General features: G+C 60.5%; 25 protein-coding genes and 1 tRNA gene. 17 read left to right on the top strand and 9 right to left on the bottom strand.

Annotated elements, in window-relative coordinates:
* Nucleotides 1-50: 50 nt before the first annotated feature.
* Nucleotides 51-2,711 (bottom strand): 1-acyl-sn-glycerol-3-phosphate acyltransferase, encoded by a 2,661-nt coding sequence (locus tag HY696_03675; protein MBI4237504.1) that lies wholly within the window; start codon nt 2,709-2,711, stop codon nt 51-53.
* A 140-nt stretch (nt 2,712-2,851) separates the two neighbouring features.
* On the opposite strand from HY696_03675, the gene HY696_03670 reads away from it, so the two are divergent.
* The 5 genes from HY696_03670 to HY696_03650 all read left to right on the top strand — a co-directional run bounded on the left by HY696_03670 (nt 2,852) and on the right by HY696_03650 (nt 5,945).
* Nucleotides 2,852-3,379, top strand: a complete 528-nt coding sequence (locus tag HY696_03670) for a hypothetical protein (protein MBI4237503.1) — start codon at nt 2,852-2,854, stop codon at nt 3,377-3,379.
* Nucleotides 3,380-3,512: 133 nt separating this feature from the next.
* Nucleotides 3,513-4,304: a segregation/condensation protein A gene (locus tag HY696_03665; GenBank protein MBI4237502.1), complete on the top strand. Its 792-nt coding sequence runs from the start codon at nt 3,513-3,515 to the stop codon at nt 4,302-4,304.
* A 12-nt stretch (nt 4,305-4,316) separates the two neighbouring features.
* Nucleotides 4,317-5,132: an SMC-Scp complex subunit ScpB gene (gene scpB / locus HY696_03660; protein MBI4237501.1), complete on the top strand. Its 816-nt coding sequence runs from the start codon at nt 4,317-4,319 to the stop codon at nt 5,130-5,132.
* The gene (locus HY696_03655; protein ID MBI4237500.1) at nt 5,110-5,847 is read left to right on the top strand and encodes an rRNA pseudouridine synthase; all 738 of its coding nucleotides are present in this window, start codon (nt 5,110-5,112) and stop codon (nt 5,845-5,847) included. Before scpB ends, HY696_03655 begins: the two co-directional genes overlap by 23 nt.
* A gap of 21 nt (nt 5,848-5,868) precedes the next feature.
* A tRNA-Met gene (locus HY696_03650) sits at nt 5,869-5,945 on the top strand.
* A gap of 150 nt (nt 5,946-6,095) precedes the next feature.
* On the opposite strand, the gene HY696_03645 is transcribed toward HY696_03650, so the two are convergent.
* Entirely contained in the window at nt 6,096-7,274 is a 1,179-nt protein-coding gene (locus HY696_03645) for a hypothetical protein (protein MBI4237499.1), read from the bottom strand.
* 189 nt (nt 7,275-7,463) lie between these two features.
* On the opposite strand from HY696_03645, the gene HY696_03640 reads away from it, so the two are divergent.
* The 8 genes from HY696_03640 (at nt 7,464) to HY696_03605 (ending at nt 15,486) form a co-directional block, all read left to right on the top strand.
* Complete coding sequence (locus HY696_03640) at nt 7,464-7,934, top strand: YjbQ family protein (protein MBI4237498.1); 471 nt, start codon at nt 7,464-7,466, stop codon at nt 7,932-7,934.
* Entirely contained in the window at nt 7,927-8,889 is a 963-nt protein-coding gene (locus tag HY696_03635; GenBank protein ID MBI4237497.1) for a PhoH family protein, read from the top strand. Before HY696_03640 ends, HY696_03635 begins: the two co-directional genes overlap by 8 nt.
* Nucleotides 8,886-11,255: an HDIG domain-containing protein gene (locus HY696_03630; protein ID MBI4237496.1), complete on the top strand. Its 2,370-nt coding sequence runs from the start codon at nt 8,886-8,888 to the stop codon at nt 11,253-11,255. Before HY696_03635 ends, HY696_03630 begins: the two co-directional genes overlap by 4 nt.
* The gene (gene ybeY, locus HY696_03625; protein MBI4237495.1) at nt 11,200-11,619 is read left to right on the top strand and encodes an rRNA maturation RNase YbeY; all 420 of its coding nucleotides are present in this window, start codon (nt 11,200-11,202) and stop codon (nt 11,617-11,619) included. Before HY696_03630 ends, ybeY begins: the two co-directional genes overlap by 56 nt.
* Nucleotides 11,620-11,630: 11 nt before the next feature.
* A protein-coding gene (gene prfB / locus HY696_03620) for a peptide chain release factor 2 (GenBank protein MBI4237494.1) occupies nt 11,631-12,726 on the top strand; the annotation gives its coding sequence in 2 pieces (ribosomal slippage) (nt 11,631-11,690 and nt 11,692-12,726; 1,095 coding nt in all).
* Between the two features lie 23 nt (nt 12,727-12,749).
* Nucleotides 12,750-14,867, top strand: coding sequence for a hypothetical protein (locus HY696_03615; GenBank protein ID MBI4237493.1), 2,118 nt, complete (start codon nt 12,750-12,752; stop codon nt 14,865-14,867).
* Nucleotides 14,868-14,873: 6 nt separating this feature from the next.
* A complete protein-coding gene (locus HY696_03610; GenBank protein MBI4237492.1) occupies nt 14,874-15,113 on the top strand; it encodes a hypothetical protein in 240 nt (79 codons plus the stop codon).
* 100 nt (nt 15,114-15,213) lie between these two features.
* Nucleotides 15,214-15,486 carry a hypothetical protein gene (locus HY696_03605; protein MBI4237491.1) on the top strand — a complete coding sequence of 91 codons (273 nt, stop codon included), beginning with the start codon at nt 15,214-15,216 and terminating at the stop codon, nt 15,484-15,486.
* 3 nt (nt 15,487-15,489) lie between these two features.
* Here HY696_03605 and HY696_03600 read toward each other — a convergent pair whose 3' ends face one another.
* The 3 genes from HY696_03600 to HY696_03590 are packed head-to-tail and all read right to left on the bottom strand — an operon-like array spanning nt 15,490 to nt 17,458.
* Nucleotides 15,490-16,167, bottom strand: a complete 678-nt coding sequence (locus HY696_03600) for an aquaporin (protein MBI4237490.1) — start codon at nt 16,165-16,167, stop codon at nt 15,490-15,492.
* A gap of 33 nt (nt 16,168-16,200) precedes the next feature.
* Nucleotides 16,201-16,671 carry a peroxiredoxin gene (locus HY696_03595; protein MBI4237489.1) on the bottom strand — a complete coding sequence of 157 codons (471 nt, stop codon included), beginning with the start codon at nt 16,669-16,671 and terminating at the stop codon, nt 16,201-16,203.
* 52 nt (nt 16,672-16,723) lie between these two features.
* Entirely contained in the window at nt 16,724-17,458 is a 735-nt protein-coding gene (locus tag HY696_03590; protein ID MBI4237488.1) for a hypothetical protein, read from the bottom strand.
* A gap of 158 nt (nt 17,459-17,616) precedes the next feature.
* Between HY696_03590 and HY696_03585 the strand changes: the two genes are divergently transcribed.
* From HY696_03585 to HY696_03570, 4 genes are all read left to right on the top strand, one after another.
* Nucleotides 17,617-18,063: a hypothetical protein gene (locus HY696_03585; protein MBI4237487.1), complete on the top strand. Its 447-nt coding sequence runs from the start codon at nt 17,617-17,619 to the stop codon at nt 18,061-18,063.
* A 102-nt stretch (nt 18,064-18,165) separates the two neighbouring features.
* Entirely contained in the window at nt 18,166-19,371 is a 1,206-nt protein-coding gene (locus HY696_03580) for a hypothetical protein (GenBank protein MBI4237486.1), read from the top strand.
* 1 nt (nt 19,372) lies between these two features.
* Complete coding sequence (locus HY696_03575; protein ID MBI4237485.1) at nt 19,373-20,059, top strand: hypothetical protein; 687 nt, start codon at nt 19,373-19,375, stop codon at nt 20,057-20,059.
* A 29-nt stretch (nt 20,060-20,088) separates the two neighbouring features.
* Complete coding sequence (locus tag HY696_03570; GenBank protein MBI4237484.1) at nt 20,089-20,532, top strand: single-stranded DNA-binding protein; 444 nt, start codon at nt 20,089-20,091, stop codon at nt 20,530-20,532.
* 18 nt (nt 20,533-20,550) lie between these two features.
* On the opposite strand, the gene HY696_03565 is transcribed toward HY696_03570, so the two are convergent.
* Genes HY696_03565 through HY696_03550 form a run of 4 tightly spaced genes read right to left on the bottom strand, consistent with a single transcriptional unit; the run spans nt 20,551 to nt 24,179 of the window.
* On the bottom strand, nt 20,551-21,591 hold the full coding sequence (locus HY696_03565) for a DUF3187 family protein (protein MBI4237483.1): 1,041 nt from the start codon (nt 21,589-21,591) through the stop codon (nt 20,551-20,553).
* Nucleotides 21,588-22,502: a mannose-1-phosphate guanylyltransferase gene (locus tag HY696_03560; GenBank protein ID MBI4237482.1), complete on the bottom strand. Its 915-nt coding sequence runs from the start codon at nt 22,500-22,502 to the stop codon at nt 21,588-21,590. The genes HY696_03565 and HY696_03560 overlap by 4 nt, the downstream gene beginning before the upstream one ends.
* Before the next feature lie 31 nt (nt 22,503-22,533).
* Nucleotides 22,534-23,097 carry a phosphoribosylglycinamide formyltransferase gene (locus tag HY696_03555; protein MBI4237481.1) on the bottom strand — a complete coding sequence of 188 codons (564 nt, stop codon included), beginning with the start codon at nt 23,095-23,097 and terminating at the stop codon, nt 22,534-22,536.
* Between the two features lie 44 nt (nt 23,098-23,141).
* Nucleotides 23,142-24,179 (bottom strand): phosphoribosylformylglycinamidine cyclo-ligase, encoded by a 1,038-nt coding sequence (locus HY696_03550; GenBank protein ID MBI4237480.1) that lies wholly within the window; start codon nt 24,177-24,179, stop codon nt 23,142-23,144.
* Between the last annotated feature and the right edge of the window lie 4 nt (nt 24,180-24,183).

Here is a 24,183-nt window from a genome sequence, read left to right as displayed (position 1 = left end):
TGGCCTGTCAGTGTGGACAATTGCAGAAGAGATTCGACTTCAAGGTTACTTTAACACCATTCTTCAAGTGTTCGTTGAAGAGTGTGGACCGCCTCGAGATCCGCTTGGAAGCGCCACCATTTACCCCGACGATTCGGCGCAGGCTCCACAGGCTGCAATATCCCATAATCTGCGAGCGTGCGGATCGCGTTCGAAAAATTACTGTGCGTAATCGCCTCCGGACAACGAATGGAGCCGAGCAGTAGCAAATGACGTCCGTAATTCAGCATCAACTTGGTTAAGCTCCGCTCCTCGATGCCCTCGCTGGGGATCTGATGACACGTCAGCAGCGCGGTCTTGTAGGCCTCGAAATAATTGCGCAGCAGCAACGCAAAGAGGCGGAGTTGATGGTGCGTGTGCAGGGTGACTTGCACCGTCTCATCGTGCGGGCAATCGGCCAAGATCCCACGCTCCTGGAGGTACGCCACGTTGCGCGCCAAGTGTTCGCGTAACGGGAGTCGAGTCGCAAAGGTAAATTCGTAACGGAACAGCTGTTGGCATTGGGAAAAATCTGCGGCGATCCGCTCGATGGTCGGGTGGGTTTCTCCGCGGGCGAATGCCGCGCGAAGGATGACCGCCAGGCAGGCAATCGAGACAAAGGCATGCAGGCTCGTGTTCTTGCTATAGTCGAGTTCCAACCGCTTCCCCGACTCCACAGCGTAACACGTCGGTGGGAATGCGGCGTGGCGTTGGATGAGATGACCGTCGGTGAACCGGTCGAGGGCCCCGCGACAAGCGCGCTCCGGATCGTGTGCTAATAGCTCCGAAGTCGGGGTTTCTCGCCAGCGGAGATAATCGAGCAGACGGGCACTCGTGTCGAGGACTTCGGTCTCGGCCACGGCCCTGCCCGGGTGGAGTAGCAGTGCCGTGGCCGTGAGTGCGGCTGGGGTGACGACCAGACCACGGTGAATGGCCCGCATTAAAGTGATCGCAAGTTGTTGGGTCGCCGCGCGTTTGGTCACCCCATCCGTGATCGGGGTGCCGACGGTCTCCCAGAACGAGACCGGCTCGCCAAACTTGAGATAGATCCGTCCGTAACGGCGGCGCAGATATTTGCCGAGCCGCAATAGATCCCAGCCTTTCTCTTTCCGTTTCGGCGTTCCATGTAATTCGGTCAGGTAGGCCCGTTGTTCGATGACTTGGTCATACGTGATCGAGATCGGAATAAAGCGGAGTTCCGGCACGACCTGTTCGCGCATGGTGTCGACCAGCATCGATAAGATCCCCATTCGCGCTGGGAGCGATTTGCCGGTGCGGGATCGTCCGCCTTCGATAAAAAATTCGACACAATGCCCCTCACGGACCAACAGCCGCAAATAGGCGGCGAAGACGGCGCGATAGAGCGGGTTGCCTTCGAAGGTGCGCCGCAAAAAAAAGGCCCCGCAGCGCCGCGCGATCCAGCCAAACGGCCAGAAGGCGAGATTGATGCCGCCGGCCCCGTAGGGGAGCGCGATATTATTTTCATAGAGTAGCGTGGAGAGGAGGAGGTAATCGATGTGGCTGCGATGATTCGGCGCGAGAATCACGGGACCCGCCTCCAGCGCCTTACGCACGCTGGCGAGGTCTTCCGGAGAAAAATCGATCGAGTCGTACATATGCGACAGGACCCAGCGAATCAGGCGTCGCATGATTTCAACCACGGTGTAATTGACGTCGGCCGAGATTTCGCGCGCATAGCGCTTGGCCAGCAGTTGCAGGTCCTCCACGAAGGTCCCACGTTCGGCGGCCAACGGATAGAGCGTGCGTTGGACCTCTTCACTTTGCAGCGCCTGATCGCACATCCAGCGGCGCGGCTTGAGTGGGGGGCCGGTGAGTCCTTTCCGTTCTCCACGCATCAGGTCAAGCAGGTGCGCGCGGAGATCCCGCGCCACTGCCGGCGCGGAAGCTCCGACGCGGGAATCGAGAAAGGTTTGGACGTTGATCGGCGTGCCGAGCAGCGCGACCGGGCGTCGCCACCATTGCGTGGCGATCGTATAAAGCTGACGCAATGTCCCCGGCCGATGCCCTTCACCCAACAAGAGATCGACCAGGTTCGGGGCGCTCCGTTCCGGGCGACGGTCCCATTGGAAGTGCAACGGGACGAGCCAAAACGGCGTCGTGGTTTCCTGTTGCGCGGCGACGAGCGGGATCAGCGGATCTTCTTGCGGATCGTCCCATAACAGATCGTCGTAGAGGGCCGTGGTGCGAATCCGAAACAGCGCGGAGTGGCCGGCGCGAAGCAGCGACTGCACGTGGCCGCTACGAATGGCCTGCGCGGGGTCGTCAGCCGAGGCGCGGTGCGGCCATTTGGGGAGATTGGCCAAACGGCGACGCCACGGAGCTGGCAGTGGAGGGAGGCGTTCGCTCCATCGTGGATTGAGCGGCGCCAATTCGTTGATCCACTGTGGTTGGGGAAGCCGTTCGTTGTGGAAGAGGGAGGAGAAATATTGGCACTCGATCGTGCCGAGTTCCGTCGAGAGGTAGACCAAGGTGCCGTTGTGGGCCAACTCCCGCAAGGCTTCGACCGCATGGCCTTCTACGGCAATGCGGCGAAAGAACGGGAGCAGATACCAACGTGACCACCACGCGCCAGCGCGGACTCTTGCTGCGTCATCACCCGTGTGATGCGCGACCATTTCCGACTCTGCCGTCGGCAACGGCTCAGGGGGGAGCGGCAAGGGGGCGTCTGACATGGCGGCCGTTGTACGAGAATTGCGCGGCACTGTCTAGGGTGGGAACACGCGAGTCTCTGTTTGACTCTCCACGCAAAATCCGTTACACGCGGGCCACTTGTTACTTCCATCTGCAACCATTCAACAGGAGGGTATCACGTATGAAGAAACGTATTGGTCTCATCGCAGTGGCGGTTGCGGCCTTACTGGTCGGAGTAGCGTCAAGTGCGCAGGCGGCCGAAACCTCTCCACATAAGGGGTTTTTTCTCGGTGCCGGTGTGCTTGGTGGTGGTGAAATCGGGCCCACGGATCGTTTCGGTGGTGGCGCTGCGGCACGGCTCGGCTATGGCGTGAACGACCAGTGGCTCCTCTATCTCGACAACAACTATCTCTACACCCGGAAGTCAGGGGCGAATTTCAGCTTCTACGATGCGCTGGCGAAGGCGCAATGGTATCCGGTCGGCAACTTCTATCTCTCGGCCGGTGGTGGACTCGCCGTTGGTCAAGCAGCCTTCGGTGCCGTGAAGTCGACCAAGCTCGGCTTTGCGACGTCGAGTGGTGTCGGCTACGAATTCCGGCCGAAGGATCAGTTGGCGCTCAGTGTGGAGAGCGGATTTACCTATAAGCGGATCAGCTCGACGAACTTTTACACCCCGCATCTGATCGGCCGGCTCGATTATTGGTTTTAATGAGGTCGGATGGGTAGCAGTGCTTTAGTCGGTCAGTGTGCAAAGGGTCGTGACGATGAGGTCGTCACGACCCTTTCGCTTTTTGCTCGTTGCGTTTCGCGGCGAGTGTTTGTACATTCCGTGTTGCGAACATATGCTGAACGTTGAATCCCCAGTGATTACCGAAATGGCCGGAGAATACCGTGTCAACTTGCCGGCCTTCGAAGGTCCGCTCGATCTATTACTCTATCTGATTCGGAAAAATGATCTCGACATTCGCGATATCCCGATGGCGCAATTGACGGAAGAATACGTCCACTATCTCGACTCCATGCAAGCGCTGGATATCGATCTGGTCGGCGAGTTTCTGCTGATGGCGGCGGAGCTGACTCACATTAAGTCGCAATTACTGCTGCCCGTGGCGCCCCCCGAGGCGGAGGCCGAAGAGGAAGGCGACCCGCGTGCCGATCTGGTGCGGCGCTTGTTGGAGTATCAACGCTACAAAGAGGCCGCTGCGGAATTGGAACGTCGGCCGATGTTGATGCGGGAAATCTTCCCAACGGCCGTACCACCGGACTTGGCGGAAACAGCGGTCGAACGGCCCTTGGCGGTTGGGAATGTCTATATGTTGGTGGAGGCGTTCGACCGCGTCCTCCGCGCGCTCCCTCCGGAACGTGCCCATACCGTCGAAGTGGACCGCATCAGTGTGAATCAGCGGGTCATGCAGCTGATGGAACGGTTGGAGCCGCAGCGCACTGTGGCGTTGGAAGACCTGTTAGTGCAGTACACATCGCGTTACGAAATTGTGGTAACGTTTTTGGCGTTGTTGGAAATGGCGCGGTTGGTCGTGATCACGCTCTTTCAGGCGGGCGGGGGCACGCCGCTGTACGTCACACGGCGAGCGGACGCGCCAGCGATTGACCTCACGATGGTACAGCGCATGTAACGAGGGGGATGGATGGAGCACACGGAGCTGAAGGGCATTGTGGAAGCGTTGATCTTTGTCTCGGCCGAACCGCTGACGGTCGGTGCGATGGCATTAGTGCTGGGCGAGGCCGGCGTGGAGAAGGCGGCCATCCAGCAGGCGTTGGACGCGTTAGTGGAAGAATATCAAATGCCGACGGGCCGTGGGATCTGCCTGCGGGCCGTCGCGGGAGGGTATCAATTTCGGACCAACCCGGAGTGTGCGCCGTGGTTGCAGCGGCTCAATATGCCGAAGCCCGTGCGACTTTCCCAAGCCGCGCTCGAGACCTTGGCGATTGTGGCCTATCAACAACCGATGACACGTCCGGAGGTCGAAGAAATTCGTGGGGTGGATTGTGGTGGCGTCTTGAAGACGTTGCTGGAGCGGAATTTAGTCCGGATCGTCGGGAAACGCGAGGAGCCGGGGACGCCGCTATTGTATGGCACCACGCGCGAGTTCCTCTCGTTGTTTAACCTCGAAGGCCTCTCGGCATTGCCAAGCTTACGCGAATATCATGAACTGGAGCAGCAAACTACGATCGGGAACGCCGCAGCCATGGAGGCGCCGGCGGCAGAAGCGGATCAGCCGATCCGTCCGCTCGATGTCGAGACGCAAGTCGCCTATGCACGCGCCGATCAATCCGTGATCGACGAACTCGAGTCGCAAATCCGTTCGTTGCGCCACTTGGAACGGCAGATGTTTCCGAAGCCCCCAGGACAAGAGGAGAGTGATGGGACGGACGAGATCGTGGATGTTGCAACCGCAGGTGGTCCTCCCGTGAGCCGTGATGACGTCGTGTCGTCTTCATAAATTCTTAGCGCAAGCCACCGGCCTCTCACGCCGGGTCGCCGAGGCGGCCGTGGCGGCGGGCGAAGTGCGGCTCAATGGCCGTGTCGTGACCAAGCTCGGCGTGGTGATCGACCCCACGCATGCACGTGTGGAGTGGCGGGGGGCTCGACTCCGCGCCGTGCGGCGTTTTCATTATTTGGCCTATTACAAACCGAAACAGGTCGTGACTACCAAGTCGGATCCGCAGCGGCGGCGCACCGTCTGGTCATTGTTGCCGGAACGTTTTGACGGGCTCGATGCTGCAGGGCGACTCGATTACGATTCCGAAGGACTGCTGATTTTAACGGACGATGGCGCGGTCGTGGCACGACTGACGCAACCACGCTTTGCGGTGGAAAAGGTGTATTGGGTCAAATTGAGCGCGCGGCCGACCGCAGCCGCATTGGCGCAATGGACGCAAGGCATTCCGGACGATGGCACCGTGCTGCGTGCGGCGCGGGTGCGGATGCTCCGGGCCGAGGGGGCACATGCGTGGGTAGAAGCGGTATTGACGGAGGGGCAGACGCGCGAATTGCGGCGGATGGCCGCCGCGATCGGTCTGACGGTGCTGAAGTTGAAGCGCACGGCGATGGGACCAGTCCGTTTAGGCCGCTTAAAACCCGGCGCGTGGCGTAAATTAACGTCACCGGAGGTTCAGCAGTTGCAACATTCCGCTTGCCATTCCCAGGGGAGATGAGTACCAGGACGCCAACCTCATTGCGGGGTAGAGCAGCCCGGTAGCTCGTCAGGCTCATAACCTGAAGGTCGCTGGTTCAAATCCAGCCCCCGCTACCAAAAAACAAACGGCCCCTTGTGGGGCCGTTTGTTTTGGTGGGGCTGGAGTTGAACCAGCGACATTACAGGGGCTTGCGTCGCCCCCTCCACCGGCAAAGCCGGATGGAGCCTCCCCCTCAACGCCGCGGTGCGGCTGTTTTTGCGTGTTGGCTATTTCGGTAATTCTAATGTGCCGGTCAGTTTTACGACGACGCGTTTGCCTGCGAGTTGGCTGTCAGCGAGTCCATTGCCGGTCGGATTGGCGCCCAATTTGGTATCGATGCCTAATGTGATCGTCCCACTTGCCAGCGGTGTGAGGGTGGTCATTTCGAGATCTCGAATGGAGAATTCGGCGAAGGTCGACGCCCCGGCTAACGCGTCGAGGGATTTTTCTCCTAAATAAATTCGCACCCGGAACCCAATCCCACGTAACGTCAATGCGGTGCCGTCAAAGTCGCCGGTCGCAGTGCTCCCCTTATCGCCACTGATGGCCAGCGTAATGGCATCGACCGGGAGCCCGGGGATGTTCTTGAAGGTGAAGAGCGAGACCGGAAATTGCGCCATTTCCAGTGTCGCGCTGGCGCCGTCGATCATGAGAGGGAGCGGGCCTGCAAGCGGCGTGGTGAATTCTCCCTCCACCAGTTCTGGCAAGCCGAGCGAAAAATCGCCGGTGAAGCAGGCCGTGGTGCCGTTGGCGGTGCAAGTCCCAGGCTCAATCGGGCCTTCCGGTTCCGTGGAGCCGGTCGCTGTGATTTCTCCGTGTGGTCCCGCAACCGCTTGTCCGATCACCTCGACTTGCATCACGCCTTCTTGCGGATAGTCGTATGTGAGTACGATGAGTGCACGGTGGATCGCTGCCGGGGTCGAGGCCGCAGCTCTAGCGGTTGCGCGGCCGAGCAACGCGGCTGCAACGCCAGTGGCACTCTCCGGTTCCGGTGCCGCGTCGTCTTCCGGCTCCGAGTCATCCGGCGGCGGCAACGGCGCGAGCCGCGGCGGTTGCCCGGTCTCCCATCCGCCGAACGCCACGCGGCTGGTCTGCAGGTCGCGTGGGGCATACAGAATATGGATCTCCAGCGCGGAGCGCGGCGGAATCAGAATATCACGTGGTTGAAAGGTTTTGCCTCCAACCGTGATTTCCGCGATCGCAAAGTGTCCGCCCGGATTCCCGCCGGCGTCGAACGCAATCGCGCGCACATGCTGCGCCTCCGTTTCATTGGGATTGACCAGGCGAATCACCTTTTCTTGATCCGCCGTGATCGCGGTGACGGAAAATTCCTCACGTTGATAATCAGAGAAGGGAAGCTGTCGAGAACAGGCGGTGGAGAGGAAAAGGCAAAGTGCAAAAGACAAAATGCAAAAGGCAAAATGGGGGACCCATTTCCGATCACATTGCCTTTTGCACTTTGCACTTTGCATTTTGACTTTCCCTTTTCCCTTCCCTCTCCCCCCTATATCGGCACCCAGCAAAAAAAGTTGCCCCAACATCGCGGTACTTTTGCGATTGCCGCGCGCAGGACAATCGGCTAGGCGATCATCCACATGATATTCTTGAAGAAATATTACGTAAATACGACCGACCAATGGGATTGTCTCCCGATTACCCACGAGGTGCGCTACGCTATCCGCGATGCCAACGTCCCGGCCGGGCTGGTCACGGTGCTGGTGGCGGGGCCCGGTGCGAGTGTGACGTTAGGCGAGGGTCTCCCCGAAGTGGTCGCCGGCTTGCGTGGCGTCTTGAAGCGGTGGGGGGAGCCGGCGCAGGGGGGAAAGGCGAAGGACCAGTGGCGCCAACCGATGGATGTGGAGCCGCGCGTCTTAGCGGCCCTGTTGGGACGCTCGGTCCAGATTCCTTTCGACAATGGCCGCCTCTGTCTCGATCCATACAGCGATGTCTTGCTGTGCGATTTTGAGACGAAAGGTCGGCGGCGTGAGTTTGTGGTGCAGGTGATGGGTGAAGCGGCCGAATCGGGCAAGACGGCTCCACCCCCACCCGAGGAAGACTATGAGTGAAACGCGTACCGTGACCTTCGACGACGTCCGCTGGTTGCGCGATTTGTTCGGCGTAGAAGATCGACATTTGCGCGTCTTGGAACAATCGCTCGGCATTGCGGTGAGTGCGCGTGGTGATCAGATCTTGCTGCGGGGCGATGCCGAACCCATCCGTCTGGGGGAACAAGTCTTGCGGACGTTGTACGATTTGCTCGCGCGTGGGACCGTGTTGGATGCCGACGCCGTGTCGCAGACGCTCCGCACGTTGACCGCCCAACCCACCGTGGATGTGCGGACGTTAGTGGCGGATGTGGTCCAGGTGCCAAATCGGCGTCGTCAGATTACCCCGCGCACGCCCGGGCAGAAGGCCTATCTCGATGCGATCCGTCGCTTCGATATGGTGTTCGGCATCGGTCCGGCCGGGACCGGGAAGACGTATTTAGCGATGGCGATGGCGGTCGAGAGCCTGCTCAAACGACGGCACGAGCGGATCATCCTCTGTCGCCCGGCCGTCGAGGCGGGGGAGAAATTGGGCTTCTTGCCGGGGAGCATGCAAGAGAAGGTGAATCCCTATTTGCGGCCGTTGTACGATGCGCTGCACGACATGATGGAACACGAACAGGCGCAACACTTGATCGAAGAGGGGACGATCGAAGTCGCGCCGCTGGCCTTCATGCGGGGGCGGACGCTTGCCCATTCGTTTGTGATCTTGGATGAGGGGCAGAATTGTACGCCGGAACAAATGAAGATGTTTCTGACGCGGATGGGCGAGGCGTCGAAAGTGGTGATCACGGGCGATATCACGCAAATCGATCTCCCGAACGGCGTGGCGTCGGGGCTGATCGAAGCGGTACGTATCCTGTCCGAGGTCCCGGCAATTTGCGTGCATTATCTGACTGAGGTGGATGTGGTGCGCCACCCGTTGGTCCAGGCGATCGTCTTGGCGTATGAAGCCAAAGGCGGTGGGGGCATATGATGCGTTCCCTCAACCAACCAGAACGGAAGTGGGATTGGGCCGGGTGGCTACAACCACGTCGCCTGGTCCGATGGCTGCCGTTTCTCGGCCTGATCGTGGTCCTCACGTGGTTGCTGCTCCTCACGGTCGGAGAAATTCCGGAAGTGATTACGGAAGGGGCGCTGGCGCCATACGACATTCGTGCGGATCGTTCGTATGTCTTTGTCGACGAAGAGACGACCGAGGCGAAGCGCGCGTCCGCCGCGAGTACGCTGCGGAGGGTCTACGATTACGACGCCGATGCCATGCCCGGTGTCGTGGAGCGGATTCATGCGGCATTTCGGTTGGCGCGCAACGCGTTCCTCGGCTTGAAACTTGGTCCACGGGAGGCCCCACCGGCCGAATTGGTCGCGGAATTGCGCCCCCAATTTGCGCTGGCGTTGGCCGTCACCGTGAGCGACGCGCAGTGGGAGGCGCTGGTTACGGAGCGATTTAGCCCGACGATTGAGGAGACGTTCGTGCGCGTAGTGCGCGAGCTGTTGCGGGGACCGGTCGTCGATAATCTCGAGCTGTTGCGGCAGGAGCGTGAGGGCGGGATTACGCTGCGTCAAATCACCGTGCGGGATGGCAAGCAAGTGGTGGAGGAGACGCTGGCGCGCTGGGAGCGCATCGATGCGATCGCATCGATCGACCAACAGCGCGGTAAAGTGCGCTTGAACGCGTTGGAACGTCACCGCGCGCCGCTGAAAGAACTTGTGGTGGGACTGCTGCAATCGAACTGTGTCCCGAACGTCCAAGTCACGAAAGAGCGGCAGACGAGCGCGCGGGAGTCGGTCGCGCCGATCAGCGAATCGATCAAGCCGGGAGAACTGATTGCGCGGCGCTACGAGCGGTACAGCCCCCGCCAAGTCAAACTGTTGCGCGCGATCCGCGCCCAAAAGGCCACCGGCAATTGGCCGTTGGAGGCGGCGGGGGCCGCGCTGTTCGTTGCCACGACGCTCTTGTTGCTACACGGATTCGGGCGGCGATTTATTCGTGCGTATCGCCCGGCCTGGTCGGATCTGCTTTTCCTCGGCGCGCTGGTGGTCCTCATGGTGGCGGTGTTGCGCGTCGGAGGGATCTGGGCGGATGCGATGGCGAATGTGCAATGGCCGTTGCCGGCGCGCGCGTACTATTATCTGATCCCGGTCGCGGCCGGCGGCATGATGGTCCGATTCCTCCTCAATGCCGAGACGGCGGCGCTCTTTAGTGTCGCGATCGCTTGTTTGGCGGGCCTCCTCTATCCTAACCAGCCGGGCTTTGCGCCGTATGTGTTGTTAGCGAACTTGGCGGGGGCCGGCACGATCGCCCAAGCGGATAAGCGGGCCTTGATTATCCGTGCCGGCGTCTATACCGGCGCCATCGCCGCAATCTTAGTGCTGGCGATCCATCTGCTGCGTGCAGGCAGTTTGAGTGAAATTATTCTGCCGATCGACATCGGTTGGCTGCTGGTCTGCACATTGGGTGGGGCATTGTTGGCTGCCGTGCTCGTCTTGACGCTCACCCCAGTGGCCGAATCGGCGTGTGGTTACACCAGCGACATTAAGTTGCTGGAGTTGGCCAATCTGAATCATCCCTTGTTGCGCGAACTCGTCATCCGTGCGCCGGGGACATATCACCACTCCCATTTGGTCGGGATTTTGGCCGAGGCCGGCGCGTCGGCGGTGGGAGCCAATGCACTGTTGGCGCGGGTCGGGGCCTATTATCATGATATCGGGAAGATTCGGAAGCCGACGTACTTTACTGAAAATATGAAGGGGGAATCGTTGCATGATCGATTGACACCGCATATGTCGGCATTAATCATCGCGTCGCATGTGCGGGAGGGATTGGAATTGGCGCGGATGTATAAGTTACCGCAACAGATTGCCGACATGATTCCGCAACATCATGGCACTAAGCGAATCGGATATTTCTATGAACAGGCGTCGGCCGTGGCGGATCCGGCGCTCGGCGGAGTCGACGAAAAAGATTTTCGTTATCCGGGTCCGAAACCGCAGACGCGGGAAGCGGGGATTCTGTTGCTCTCCGATGGCACCGAAGGCGCGGTGCGAGCGTTGCCGGAAAAGACGTCCGCGCGCATCCAGCAGATGGTGGAAGGGATCATCAATAAGAGTTTCGCCGACGGACAGCTGGATGAGTGCGACCTCACATTGAAGGATCTGCACGATATCGCGAACGCGTTTACCAGAATCTTAATGGGGATCTATCACCAACGGATCGAATATCCGCGTGAGACGTTACAGTTGAATGAAGAAGATGTCCCCGTGGTGGAGACCGAGGATCAACCCGATGATCGTCATTCAGCAGCCGACGAAACCAAGCCGCCGAGCCGACAAACCCATTAGTGTGCGGCGGCAACTGGCCGCAGCGTGGCGCTGGCTCGCCCGCGGCGATGCAGAGATCACCATCCGTCTCGCCGACAACGCGGAGTTGCGGCGACTGAATGCTCAGTTTCGAGGGAAACGATGTGTGACGGATGTGCTCAGTTTTCCCTATCCGCAGGCGGATGGACGGTGTGATGGCGATGTGGTGATCGGCTTAGGCGTTGCCGCGACGCAGGCGCGGCGGAGGCGGGTCGCAGTGGAGGCGGAAATTGTCCGTTTAGGGGTGCATGGGTTGGCCCATTTGGCAGGGCTTGATCACCACACGCGGACGGGATTTATGGCGATGCGCCAAGTGGAATTCGAGACGTTAATCCAGATTTTATAGACGAGGTGGCTATGAGCAAACTATTGCGGGAACGATGTGACCAGTTGCAGCAACAACTCGACGCGTTGCGGAGGCATCTTTGACTTGGAGCAATCCGAAGCGACAATTCGCGATTTGACGGCGGCAACGCAGCAGCCCGAGTTTTGGAATCAACCCGAGGCGGCGCGGGAAGTCACGAAACGTCTCACGATCGCTAAGGAGTTGGTGGCCGCGTGGGAAATCCCGCTCGCGCAGTTGGCTGAGGTCCGCGCCATTTTCGAGCTGTTGGCCGAGGGGAGTGATGCGGAATTGGAGGCGGAAGCGGGAACGAAGTTGGACGCCGTGGCGCAGGCGTGCGATGCGCTCGAAATGCGGCGGATGCTCTCCGGGCCGCACGATCATAACAGCGCGATCCTCTCGGTGAATGCTGGTGCCGGTGGGACCGAGGCGTGCGATTGGGCCTCGATGTTGCTGCGGATGTATCAACGATGGGCCGATGGACATGGGTGCACGTCGGAGGTGGTTGACTTTACGCCCGGCGACGAAGCGGGGTTCCGCAGCGCGACGATGACCGTAACCGGACGCTACGCGTTCGGGTATTTACGCGCCGAGGTCGGTGTGCATCGGCTGGTCCGCATCTCCCCGTTCGATGCCAACAAACGACGTCATACCTCGTTTTGCTCGGTCTTTGTGCTGCCGGATATCGAAGATGAGATCGTCATCGATGTCAAAGAAGCCGATCTGCGCGTTGATACCTTTCGTGCGGGTGGGGCCGGCGGACAACACGTCAATAAAACCGATTCCGCCGTCCGTTTAACGCATTTGCCGACCGGTATCGCGGTGGCGTGCCAAAATGAGCGCTCGCAGCACAAGAATCGCGCGATGGCGATGAAGTTGTTGAAGGCGAAGTTGTACGAAGTGGAGATGGAAAAACGGCGCCAAGAGCGCGCCGCCGTCGAAGAGCAAAAATCGGAGATTGCGTGGGGTTCTCAGATCCGCTCCTACGTGTTACAACCCTACCAACTCGTGAAAGATCATCGCACCGGATTCGAAGTCGGCAACGTTAACGCCGTGTTGGATGGCGCGTTGGATCCGCTGATGCGGGCGTATCTATTGCAAAGTGCTTAAGCGAGTGCCGAAGGAGGTTCGGTATGACTCGTGCGACCATGTGGATTTGTTGTGCCGTTTTGTTGCTCCTCACGGCGCCGGGCTGTAAGCGGCAGTCGGCGCTCAGCGTGCTCGAATCGACGCCGGCGGCGCCGGCGAAAGCGGCTGCACCCGCAGCCGTGACGCCGCAACCACCGCCGCCCGAAGTCGCGGTGCCGGCGGTGGACGATCGTGCAGTGCAACTGCCGACGCCCGGTAGCGTGGCACAGCCATTCCTCCCTCCGCCCGCCGTGTTGCTCCTGATCAGTGACTCCAGCCGTCACCGCAGCTTATTTAATCGGGTGGCCGGCGAGTATTATCCGTTCCGCTGGGGGAGCGACGCCGAATCGCCGCACCAGCTCGATGTTGCGAAAGGTGAGCTGGTGCTTCCGGAGGCATTGCGCTCCCAGTTTGGGTTGCAAGGACTCGGTTGGTCCGAGACACCCGCGCTACATATCGCGATTCGTTTTGTGGAGCAGGAGTTGGATCGGCGGCGGCGCGAAGCGATGAAATCCCTGTTGAAGGCCCAACAGCCGGTGACGTTTCGATTTGCGGTATCTCAATTGAGTCCCCCTGCACAGGCGGCGATGCGACCGTTGTTGGAGGCGGCGCAGTATATTCAGACGCTCTTTCAAGTGCAGTTGATGCCGGAGGCGCCGCAGTTGATCAGTGAGATTTATCGGCGGGCCGAGCCGTTGGAATTGGCGCTGTTACGGCGCAATGGGGCCCCACACTGCGGACGGCTTTCCGACAACGAATATTGCGATCTGCTCCCGAGCTTTCCGGGCGTGCGGCCCGCTGCGGCCATGTGGCCGGAGGGCATGAGTCGCGAGCTCTTCACCCAACTAAAGCAGCAAGCGGCGGATGTCGGCCAGGATCCGCGCCTTTCCCCATTTACGCTCACGACGCGCAACCCCGATGGGGGTTTTGGCTGGATTCCGTATGCCCAGAGCGAGCCGTTCTTGGCCGGCAGTGAACGTGTTGCCGCGCTGTTGGAAGAGGCGGCGCAAGTGCCTGGTCTCGATCCGACGTTTCAACAACAGCTCGTCGCCCAAGCCGCCGCGTTCCGCTCCACCGAGGCCTATCCGTTTGCCGCGAGCGATGCGGCCTGGGCCGAGGCGACAGGCGAGCTCGAATTGACGATCGGCCCGTATGAGACCTATCGCGATCCATGGGACACGAAGGCCTACTTCCAATATGTCTTGGGACGGGAACGGCCGCAGGCTGCTTCGTTCGTGCAACGGATCTTTCCGCGGCTCTCGTCGTGGGAGCAAGGTGTGGCCGCGTTAAACGGCGCGGATGGTTATACCGCGCGGACGTTGCCGGAGCGGGTCCCGTTTCGCGTCATTGATGTCATTCTGGCCACCGGCGATGCGAACAGCGATGGCGGTCCGCCCGTCGCCTATCATCTCCCCAATGTCGGTCCGTTGAGCGCGAGCGGCGGCGGGAAACGTGTGATCTTGGCGAATCATCTCGAGGCGAAATTTCCGCATGTCATCTCCAGTGCCGCCGTCGCCCTGGCGCCCGCGCTTCAAAACGGGGTTCAACTTGAGGCCGCATTGCGCAATGTGATCTTGCACGAAATCTTCCATGGAATAGGTCCTCGGGTCGATTTGCCGATTACCACGGCTATCTCTGAACGTAAGGGCCTTACGGTGGGTTTGGCATTAGAGGACTATGCCGCTCCATTGGAAGAGGCCAAGGCCGACGTCGGCGGGCAATGGGCGTTGGCGGATCTGCAGCAACAGGGAATGCTGACACCCGAGGAAGTCCGTGCGTCGTACACGACGAAACTCGCTGGTCTGTTTCGCCAGTTGCGCTTAGGGCTCCATGAAGCGCATGCTCGCGGCGCGGTATTACAATTTGGCTATCTCTTCAGCAAAGGCGCCATTCTGATTGAGGGGGACCGGTTCGCACTTGACCTGAATAAAGTGCCGGAGGCGTATGCCAGTCTGCTCAAAGAAATCGTGCGGGCCCAGGTCACGGGCGATTTAGCGGCGGCAAAGGGATTGCTCGATGGTTACGCCGCGAAGCTCCCTCCGCTGGTGGGCCAAGTCGTCGAGCGGATGAAGGCCGCGAACATCCCCGACGGCATCGCGGCCTATTATGAAATTGAAGAGTAGGATTTCATGATTGATTCGGCGCTCATTGTGGTGGCGGGATTGTTGGCGGGACTCTTTACCGGACTGCTGTGGCTCTATCGCCGCGATCGGCGACGGGAGCGACGGCGGACGCGGGACACCTTGAGTCCGGCCGTGGCGCGCGAATTGATGGCGGAGCAGGAAGCGGCAGCGACACGACACGAACATTTCGAAGCGGTGTTGGAGCGCGTGCGACGTGAAATCCAATGCCCGCCAGCCTCGCAATGATAAAAAACGTAGAGTTATCAGCGGGTTATTTTCTGGCTATGCGAGCGGTTTGAGACCTGATATTATACGCCATACAACCTTGGGGGAGGATATCCTATATATGATGCGTCCATCACGAACCTGGCTCCACTGGCTCGTTGTCGGTTGTATCGTGTGGTTGGTCTCAGGGACTGAACTGCGTGCGGATCCCGACGATGATGTTCCGGAAACGAACGTCGCTGATCTGGACACCGATGGTGACGGCATTCCGAACCCCGACGATCCGGACATCGATGGAGATGGCACGACCAACTTGATCGACAGCGACGACGACGGCGACGGGGTCCCGGATAATGCGGATCCGGACAGCGATCAGAATGGCGTCTCGGATTGATCGCTATCCACGCCGCTTCAAGAACCGATGTTCGTATAGCAGTGCCGCGACGGCGCCACCGGCCATCGGGCCGACCCAATAGACGGCTTGACTGGCCCAGCGCCCGGTAAAGAACGCGGTGCCGAATGCGCGCGCCGGATTCATCGCGCCACCGGTTAGTGGACCCCCGAGCAGGATATCGAGCGTAATCGTGAGTCCGATCGCCAGTCCCATCGGGGCCTTGAGCCCGCGTTCATCCACCGCGACCCCGAAGATCACGAAGACGAGCAGGAACGTGAGCACAAATTCCGTCAGGATCCCCATTCCCAGACCGAACGTTGGGATGGCCGTCGTGAGTTCTGGATTGCCGCGAAACGGCGCGGCGTGCTCACATTCCGGGACGATGCTTTTGAGCAACGCAGCTGCCACCAAGCTGCCGAGCAGTTGGCTGGCGATATAGGCGAGTCCCGTCTTGGCTTTGATCCGACCCGTCAGCATCATCCCGAACGTCACGGCCGGATTGATATGGGCGCCGGAAATGTGGGCCGTCGCGTAGACCATCACGGCGATCGCTGCGCCGTGGGCGAGGGCGATGCCCACCAAGCCGGATTGTCCGCCGGAGAGGGCGTTCGCGCAGACGCTCCCGGCTCCGATGAAAATTAGCGTGAACGTCGCGATGAATTCGGCCAATAGCTGTTGCATGTTTTTCCCCGTTCCTGATGTGTCGCGGTTGCGTTATGCCGTTGCGGTGCGGATCGCGGTGCGGAGCGCCTCGTTATCCCGCGCTTGGCCGAGTTCATGGACTTGGAGCCAGGCCACTTTGCCGTGCTTATCCACTAATACAGTCGCGCGCTGTGCCGTATTCAGATCCGGATTGTAGAGGCCGTAGGACTTGCAGACCGTCCGATGGATGTCTGCCAGCAAGGCATGCGTCAAGCCGTGTTGGGTGGCAAAGGCCTGATGCGACCAAACAGAATCGCACGAGATGCCGAAGACCTGAACTCCACACGCTTGAAATTGGGCCAATTCGTTGCTGAAGCAGCGGTTTTCTGTTGTGCAAACGGGACTCCAATCGAGCGGGTAAAAACAGAGCAGCACCGCTTGTTGTCCGCGAAAGTTCGACAGCCGCAGATCTTGTTGGTGTTGATTACGGAGCGTGAAGTCTGGAGCGGCGTCGCCCACACGGATCAGTGGTGTTGATGTCATCATACTCTCCCTTGCAGTGGTGAATACGTCGTGGCTGTATACTGGCTCGAGCTTATAAGGTCAATGTGGCTCCGGCAAAGACCGCCCAATTGGGGGCATCGCTGGTGATCCCTTTCTCCGCGCCGAGATCGAGCGTAAAGCGCTTGCCGATCATGACTTCCAGGCCGCCGGCGCCGCTGAAAATTTCCTGTTTGCCGTTATCTTGAAAGTCGGTCAGTCCGGTGAGTTCGGCATAGATGCCTACGCGCCGGCCGGCGTATTCCATCGAGACACCGTAGCGCGCCAGTTCGTCGCCGTTCGTTTGGATCAACGAGCCGGCGTTGAGATTAAAAAGTGTATGTTCCCCGCGTTGCGTCAGCACCGTGCCGGTTTCGATTTGGTAGTTGTCTCCGGTGGCACGGCCTTCTTTGTCCGATGGGAAGGTCGTGCGTAAGTAGGCGCCGAACAAGCCGCGTTCATCGGACCATGCGCTCAGCGCGCCGAGTTTATAGAAGAGCTCCAGATCGCCGAAATTCAGATTGGTCCCGCCAGATTGCTCTATACGCCACGGGATGCGGAGATCGAATTGTTGGCTTTGGAGGGTCCCCATCGAAATGGTCATGCTCTGCAATTGGCGGCGGGTGTCCGTCGGCGCGTACTCGAGGCGATGCCCGAATTCGATCACGACATGTTTCGGCGGCGGGACGGCGGCGGATTCGACGCGCGCGCCGCGCATCGCCAATGCCGGCCACGCCATCAAGCTACATACACACAGAAAAACGACGCCGGACCAACGGACACTGTTCATGGGCGCTATTGTGTGGAGATGCCTCCGAATGTCAATGCAGGAGTGCATCCACGTTGACGTTTTTTGAGGAACCGTGCTATGCGGCGGCACGCGATCGGGGGTGGTATTTCGGCATGGGGCTGAGACCGCAGTCGATCGATCACAAGGAGGCGGGTATTATGAAGCGGTTCGCAATGCTGTTGGCAGTGATGGTTGGTGTCGGAATGGCCGGTGCGGCACAGGCCGGGATCGGGAGTGCAATCGGCGGGCAAGTCAAGGATGCAGCAAAGAAGGGCGCGGAGACGGCTGCCAAGAAGGCCGTTGAAGAAACCATCAATAAGCGGTTGGCGTCGTTGAATTGCAGCTTTAAGAAGTCAGGGACGGACACGACATGCAATTTGAACAAAGTCGCGGCGGAGTTGAAAGCGCAGCACACGGTCGCGGAGCAGGGTGGTTTTGCCGATTTCAATATTAACGTGACGGCGTATGGACCGGACTCCAAGATGGCCACGCAACGTGCCGATGCACTGCGGGACAAGCTGAAGATCATCTTCGGTAGCTGGGACTATGACGTCCGCAGCGAAGTGGGTGGTGATACCCTCAACTTTAGTGTGAAACTGAATTAATCACGAGGTTGAGTTGCGATCTTGAAGGGCGCTCCGGCCGCGAGTCGGGGCGCCCTTTTTGTTTCTTGCACCGACACGCGTTGCCACGCTAGAGAGATTCGCATGCGTTGTTCACTGCTCATACTCCTGCTGTGCGGTTCTCTGCCATTCAGCGTGGCCTGGCGGGAATCCTCTGCGCCGCGCTCCCGGGCCAAAGTCATTCCAACGGTGACGGGCCTGGCTGCCGGGTCATCCCACAGTTGCGCGTTGCTGAGTGATGGGACGGCGCAGTGTTGGGGGTACAACGCGGACGGCGAGTTGGGCGATGGGACAACGATCCCGCGCAATGCCCCTGTCCCGGTCCAAGGGTTAGAAGGCGCGACGTGGCTGGTGGCCGGCGCGCATCACACCTGCGCGCTGTTGCCGGACGGGCTCGTCCGTTGTTGGGGGGCGAATGCGGGCGGGCAGTTGGGTGATGGGACTCGCACCGCACGGCGTCGGCCGACGCTGGTCAGCCGATTGCGGGGCGTCGTGGGACTCAGTGCCGGCGAGCGCCATACCTGCGCGCTGCTACAAGATCATACCGTCCGTTGTTGGGGCGAGAACCGCTCCGGTCAGTTGGGTATCGGCAATACGCTCGATCAAGTGCGCCCCGCGTTTGTCCATGGGCTGATCGATGTCGCATCCATAGCGGCGGGAGGGCGCCACACTTGTGCGCGTCTGTTGGATGGGCACGTGCAATGTTGGGGACGAAACGATCAGGGGCAACTCGGGAATGGTTCGCGCAGTGTCCAGTGGCACCCAACGCCAGTCCCGGGTCTGGCACGCGTAATGAGTCTGGCGGCCGGGAGTTATCACAGTTGCGCAGTGATCGAAGGGGGCACGGTCCGTTGTTGGGGACAAGGTCGCTACGATGCCGGCAGTGTCCGACCTCATGGCCCGATTGGCGGGCTGCGCCGCGTGACGGCGCTGGCCGCGGGGGAATGGCATACCTGTGCGTTGTTGGAGAATCAGACGGTGCATTGTTGGGGATGGACGGCAGATGGGCAACTCGGTTCCGAACAGTCCCGCAGCACGTGGATGCCGGTCAAAGTCCCGGGGTTGGAAGGGGTCATTCAATTGGGCGCGGGTCTGCGTCACGCCTGTGCGATTCGCGAACCGCATTCCATGTATTGTTGGGGGTCGGATCGGGCCGGACAACTCGGCGACGGATCACTGCACTCCGATGGAGTGCCGACACTAGTGCAACTGCGTTTCCCGACGGTGTGGGGGGATGAACCGCGCGCGTTGGATACACGGGCAGATCCGCGCATTGTGGAGAGCAACTAAGATGACACGCATTTGGATGCTGGTCGGCCTCATAGGGTTGCTTGCGGTAGCGGCGTGTAGCGCCGGGACGGCGACGTTGAGCCTGCAGCACACGAGTCGCGATTCGCTGGTGGCACAGCTCGCGCAGTATACCGAACTCGCCACCCACGGCGCGACGCGCGCGGCGCGCTTGGCCGCGGCCAAGACGGGGCGCGGCATCGCGGACCGTTGTGTCCAGCAATCCCCGCGCGACGCGCTGTGCTACTACCATCGGGCAGTGCTGACCGGCGAGTATTACCGACTCCATATCTTCGGCTATCAACGCGGACTCAAGCAAATGATCGCGGATTGTGAACGGATCAATCAACTCGATCCGCTGGTCGGTGAGGCGGGCGGATATCGGATCCTCGGGCAGATCTTCGCCCAAGTGCCGCAAACCGCAGCGCGGCCCGGCGATATCGTGCGCGATCTCGATGCGGCGGTTGGCTATTTCGCGAAGGCCGTGGCATATGCTCCGGCCAGCGTGGACAATGCGATCGCGTATTGTGATGCATTGACGATGCTGGAAGATTGGGCCGCGGCCCGCCGGGTGTGTGCGGATGCGGCCCACAAGGTCGCCGCCAGGCCGCAGCACCCCGATTCGGCGGAGTGGCGTCATGTGCTGCAAGACGCGAAGAAACGCCTTGCACGGCGCGGGGCGGAGGCGTAAGGCGCTGGGCACCAACAAGGAGCGAACGCATGGCAAGTCTCAATAAAGTGCAGGTGATTGGCAATTTGGGCGACGATCCGGAAGTGCGCTACACCGGTTCCGGACAGGCGGTCGGGACGCTGCGCGTGGCGACCAATGAACGGTGGACCGACAAAGACGGTCAATCGCAAGAACGGACCGAGTGGCATCGGATCGTGGTGTGGGGAAAACAAGCGGAACAGTGCAAAGAATTTCTCAGTAAAGGTCGGCAGATCTATGCCGAAGGGCGGTTGCAGACCCGCGAGTGGACCGATCGCGAAGGACACAAGCGTTACACCACGGAGATCGTCGCACAGCGGGTCTTGTTCCTGGGCGGACGTGGAGAAGGCGGTAGTCGCAGTGCCGGAGCCGGCAGCAGCGAGCGCCCACCTGATTTCCCGCCAGATTCGGTGAGTGGTCCGGGCCCGGGCGGCGATGAAGACATCCCGTTCTAACGGGCATACGCACGTTTTTTACAATCCCTTCCATCGCCATCCGACCCTGCCGAACAACGTGACGTCGATCGACGGGCCGTTGGCATTCAGGTCTTCCGAGAGGCCGACTTGCCAGAGTATTCGCTCTCCATGGGCACCGACCGGATGCTCGCCGGACATCCCCATCATGAGATCGAGCGGAAACGAATCCCACCGGGTATCGCCGAGTCCGGTCAGGAGCGGCGTGCCTCCGTGTAGTTGTGCATGGAGTGCCACTTGCCGCGAGACGCTGAATTCCCCTCCGACAACATAGTTGAATTGGATCGGATGGATCGCATCGGCCAGTGCCGGTGTACCGGCACTGACGAAATAGCCGCCGTTGAAATACCCATGCCAACGGCCCTCATTTTTTTCCATCAGGAGTCCGACTCCGTAATCGAGGTTCCCATTCCCAAGCCCTTGGGAGCGCTTGCCCGTCGGGAATTCGCACGCCGCAAACCAGCCGATCGCTGGGCGTCGCGCGGTTTCGGTCACGAGGTGATGGCGGAGTCGGAGGCTCGCATCGCCGAGTGCCAACGGAATCGGGGCGACTTGGTAGCGTTCCGCGCCGCTCGGGCGATCGAGGATGCGGAAGACGTGTTGATCGTTGGTAAAAAATTCTCGCCCCGCGTTCGGCACGCCGAGGACGCTATGCCACCACTGCAGGAAGCTGTCGAGACGACCGCCCCCGGTGTGGACGAACGGGATTTCCGCCTCCAGCGTAAAGTTATGCGGGAGGCCGTAGGCCAGATCCACGGTCATGCGCAGCTGTTCCGTATCGATGCGCACGTCGGCAGTCGTGTTGATGAATTGTTCGAAAATATTCGAATGCTCCATCCGCAGCCCGACCACGCCGTCGCCACGCGGCAGCGCGACGGCGCGCATCGGCGTGAGTCCGAGGCTCTGGAGATAGAGGGGGTGTTGGTGGCGATATGGAATCGGTCCATGGGCCGGAAACGGTTCGCGGGCTGCCAGTGCCCCGCTGACACCGAGGATCGCTAGTCCTGCCACTCCCGCAACGCAGCGCGTGAAGGCGTTCATCCGTGTTGGGTCAGCAGCGGCCGGACTTCCGGCGCCACGGCGAGTCCTTCCCGTTGCACGAATTCCCGCAATCCTTCCCAAGAGCCGACGTCGCTCCACCCGCATTCGACCGGGATCATCGCGACGCGCTGCGAACGTTCCATCACGCCGTAGTCGATGGAAATTTCCGGTGCGGTGGCGAAGTAGTCGTCGATCAGCGGATCGTGGCCGGACAATGAAATCTTGCGGTCGGCCAACAGCCGGACGGCGCGGTCGAGTTCGGGTAAATGGGCGGCGATTTCCGTGAGGAGTCGCCGCGCCCGCCAAATAAACATTCCACTGTTCCAATAATAGCGACCGTTCGCGAGATACGAAACTGCGAGGGCGTGATTTGGTTTCTCGACAAAGCGTTCCACCAGTGAGGCCGAGGCGGAGAGCGGAACGCCTCCGCAGATGTAGCCATATTCCGTGGCGGGCCGATCCGGGCGAATTCCCAACGTCACGAGGTAATCGCCGTCGATGGCGATCCGTTCCGCAGTCTGAAGCGCTTGTTGAAAAGTTGCGAGGTTGACGATCATGTGATCGGCCGGCAGCGCCACCATGATCGCCTCGGGATCACGACGAGCCAAAATGGCAGCGGCCAACGCAAGTGCCGGCGCGGTGTTTTTTTTGAGCGGTTCCGCAATGATATTGTCGCTCGGCAGTTGTGGTAGATGTTCCCGAATCAGCGGGACGTAGCGGTAGTTCGTGCTGGCAAAAACCCGCTGCGGTGGCACCAGGGCCTCGCATCGGTTGTAAGTCTCTTGCAGCAAGCTGCGGGTGCCGAAGAGGCGCAAGAATTGTTTGGGGCAGTCGGGGGTGGAGAGTGGGGCAAATCTCGTCCCCTCTCCGCCGCACATCAGGACGCAATACGTCTGGGGGCTGAGTGGCATGTCACGGCTTTAAGCGGAGGTCGGGGCGGAGTCAAGTAGTGGCTGTCGAGAGAAATAGTTTTACCGCTCGCGGATACACGCGGTGTTCGACAGCATGAATACGGGCCGCGAGGCTGGCTTCGGTGTCGCCGGGGAGGATCGGGACGCGCTCCTGCAGGATGATCGGGCCGGTATCGATTCCCTCATCAACTAAATGGACAGTGCACCCGGTCTCGGTGACGCCGGCCGTGAGGGCCTGTTGGACGGCGTGGAGGCCTGGAAATTTGGGCAACAGCGCAGGATGAATGTTGAGGATACGGCGGGGATAGGCGGCGATGACGGCTGGAGCGAGCACGCGCATGAAGCCGGCGAGGCAGAGGAGCTGCACGGAAGTCGCTTGCAGCGCATCCAGAATGGCGGTGCCAAGGAGATTCCGATCCCGGTGGTTTGGTATCACGACGTGCGGAATATTGGCCCGTTGGGCGCGTTCAATGGCCCGCGCTTGAGGGTTGTTGGTCAGCAGCAGCGCGATGGTGGCGTGGAGTTGTCCAGCCGCGTCGGCATCGAGCAGGGCTTGAAAATTAGTCCCCTCGCCGGAGGCGAGCACAGCGATCATTGGGTGCGTACGTCGATTGGTGGACTTTTCAGCCATACGCGAGGTTACACATAGACGATCGGTTCCGCGTTGCTCGGGCGCGCGACGATTTCGCCGATCGCGTGCGCGGCAAAACCCGCAGCCGTGGCGGTCTCGCACGCCGTCGTGGCGAAGGCCGCGTCGACGATCACGACGAGTCCAATGCCGCAATTCAAAACCGTCCGCAGTTCGGCATCGCTCAAGCCGGCCATACGTTGCACTACGGCAAACGGCGTTGGCAGTGTCCATCGCGACCAGTGGAAACGCATCTGACATGTTGCGGGCAAGATGCGGGGGATATTCCCGGTCAGGCCGCCGCCGGTGATATGCGCAATCCCGTGGATGCGTCCGGCCGTCATGAGTTGGGCCACGAGCGGGCTGTAGAGGGCCGTCGGCGTGAGCAAGACTTCGCCAACCGAGGCCGGCATCTCCGGGAAGCGATCGGTGAGTTGGAGCCGCTGTTCTTCCAACAACACGCGGCGTAAGAGTGAGTAGCCGTTGCTGTGAAATCCGGTGGCGGCGATGCCCACCACGACTTGGCCCGGTTGGATAGTGTGGCCGTCGATCAGTCGGTCGCGATCCACCAGTCCGATGACAAAGCCGGCCAAATCGAAATCGGTGCCGGTGTACATGCCTGGCAGCTCTGCCGTTTCCCCGCCAACCAGTGCGCAGCCGATGGTGCGGCAGGCGTTGGCAATGCCGGCAATGATCGGTGCGTGGTACGTAGGCGCGAGTTTTCCGGTGGCGAAGTAGTCGAGGAAGGCCAGCGGGGCGGCTCCGGAGCACGCGATGTCATTGGCGCACATTGCGACGAGATCGATGCCGATCGTGTCGAGCGTGGCCGTTTCAATGGCGACGCGCAATTTGGTGCCGACGCCGTCGGTCGAAGTGACAATGATCGGTGCGCGATAGCGAGCCAGATCGAGGGCCAAATGGGCGGCGAACCCGCCGACCCCGGCCAAGACCTCCGGGCGAGTGGTCGAGCGCGCATGGGGTGCGATGCGTGCGATAAACTCATCGGCCGCCCCTAAATCGACACCTGCGCGCGCATAGTGCTGACTCATCGCG

The sequence above is a fragment of the Deltaproteobacteria bacterium genome, from assembly GCA_016210045.1.
In the GTDB taxonomy this organism is placed as follows: Bacteria; UBA10199; UBA10199.
This window is presented reverse-complemented; position numbering and strand designations above follow the sequence as displayed.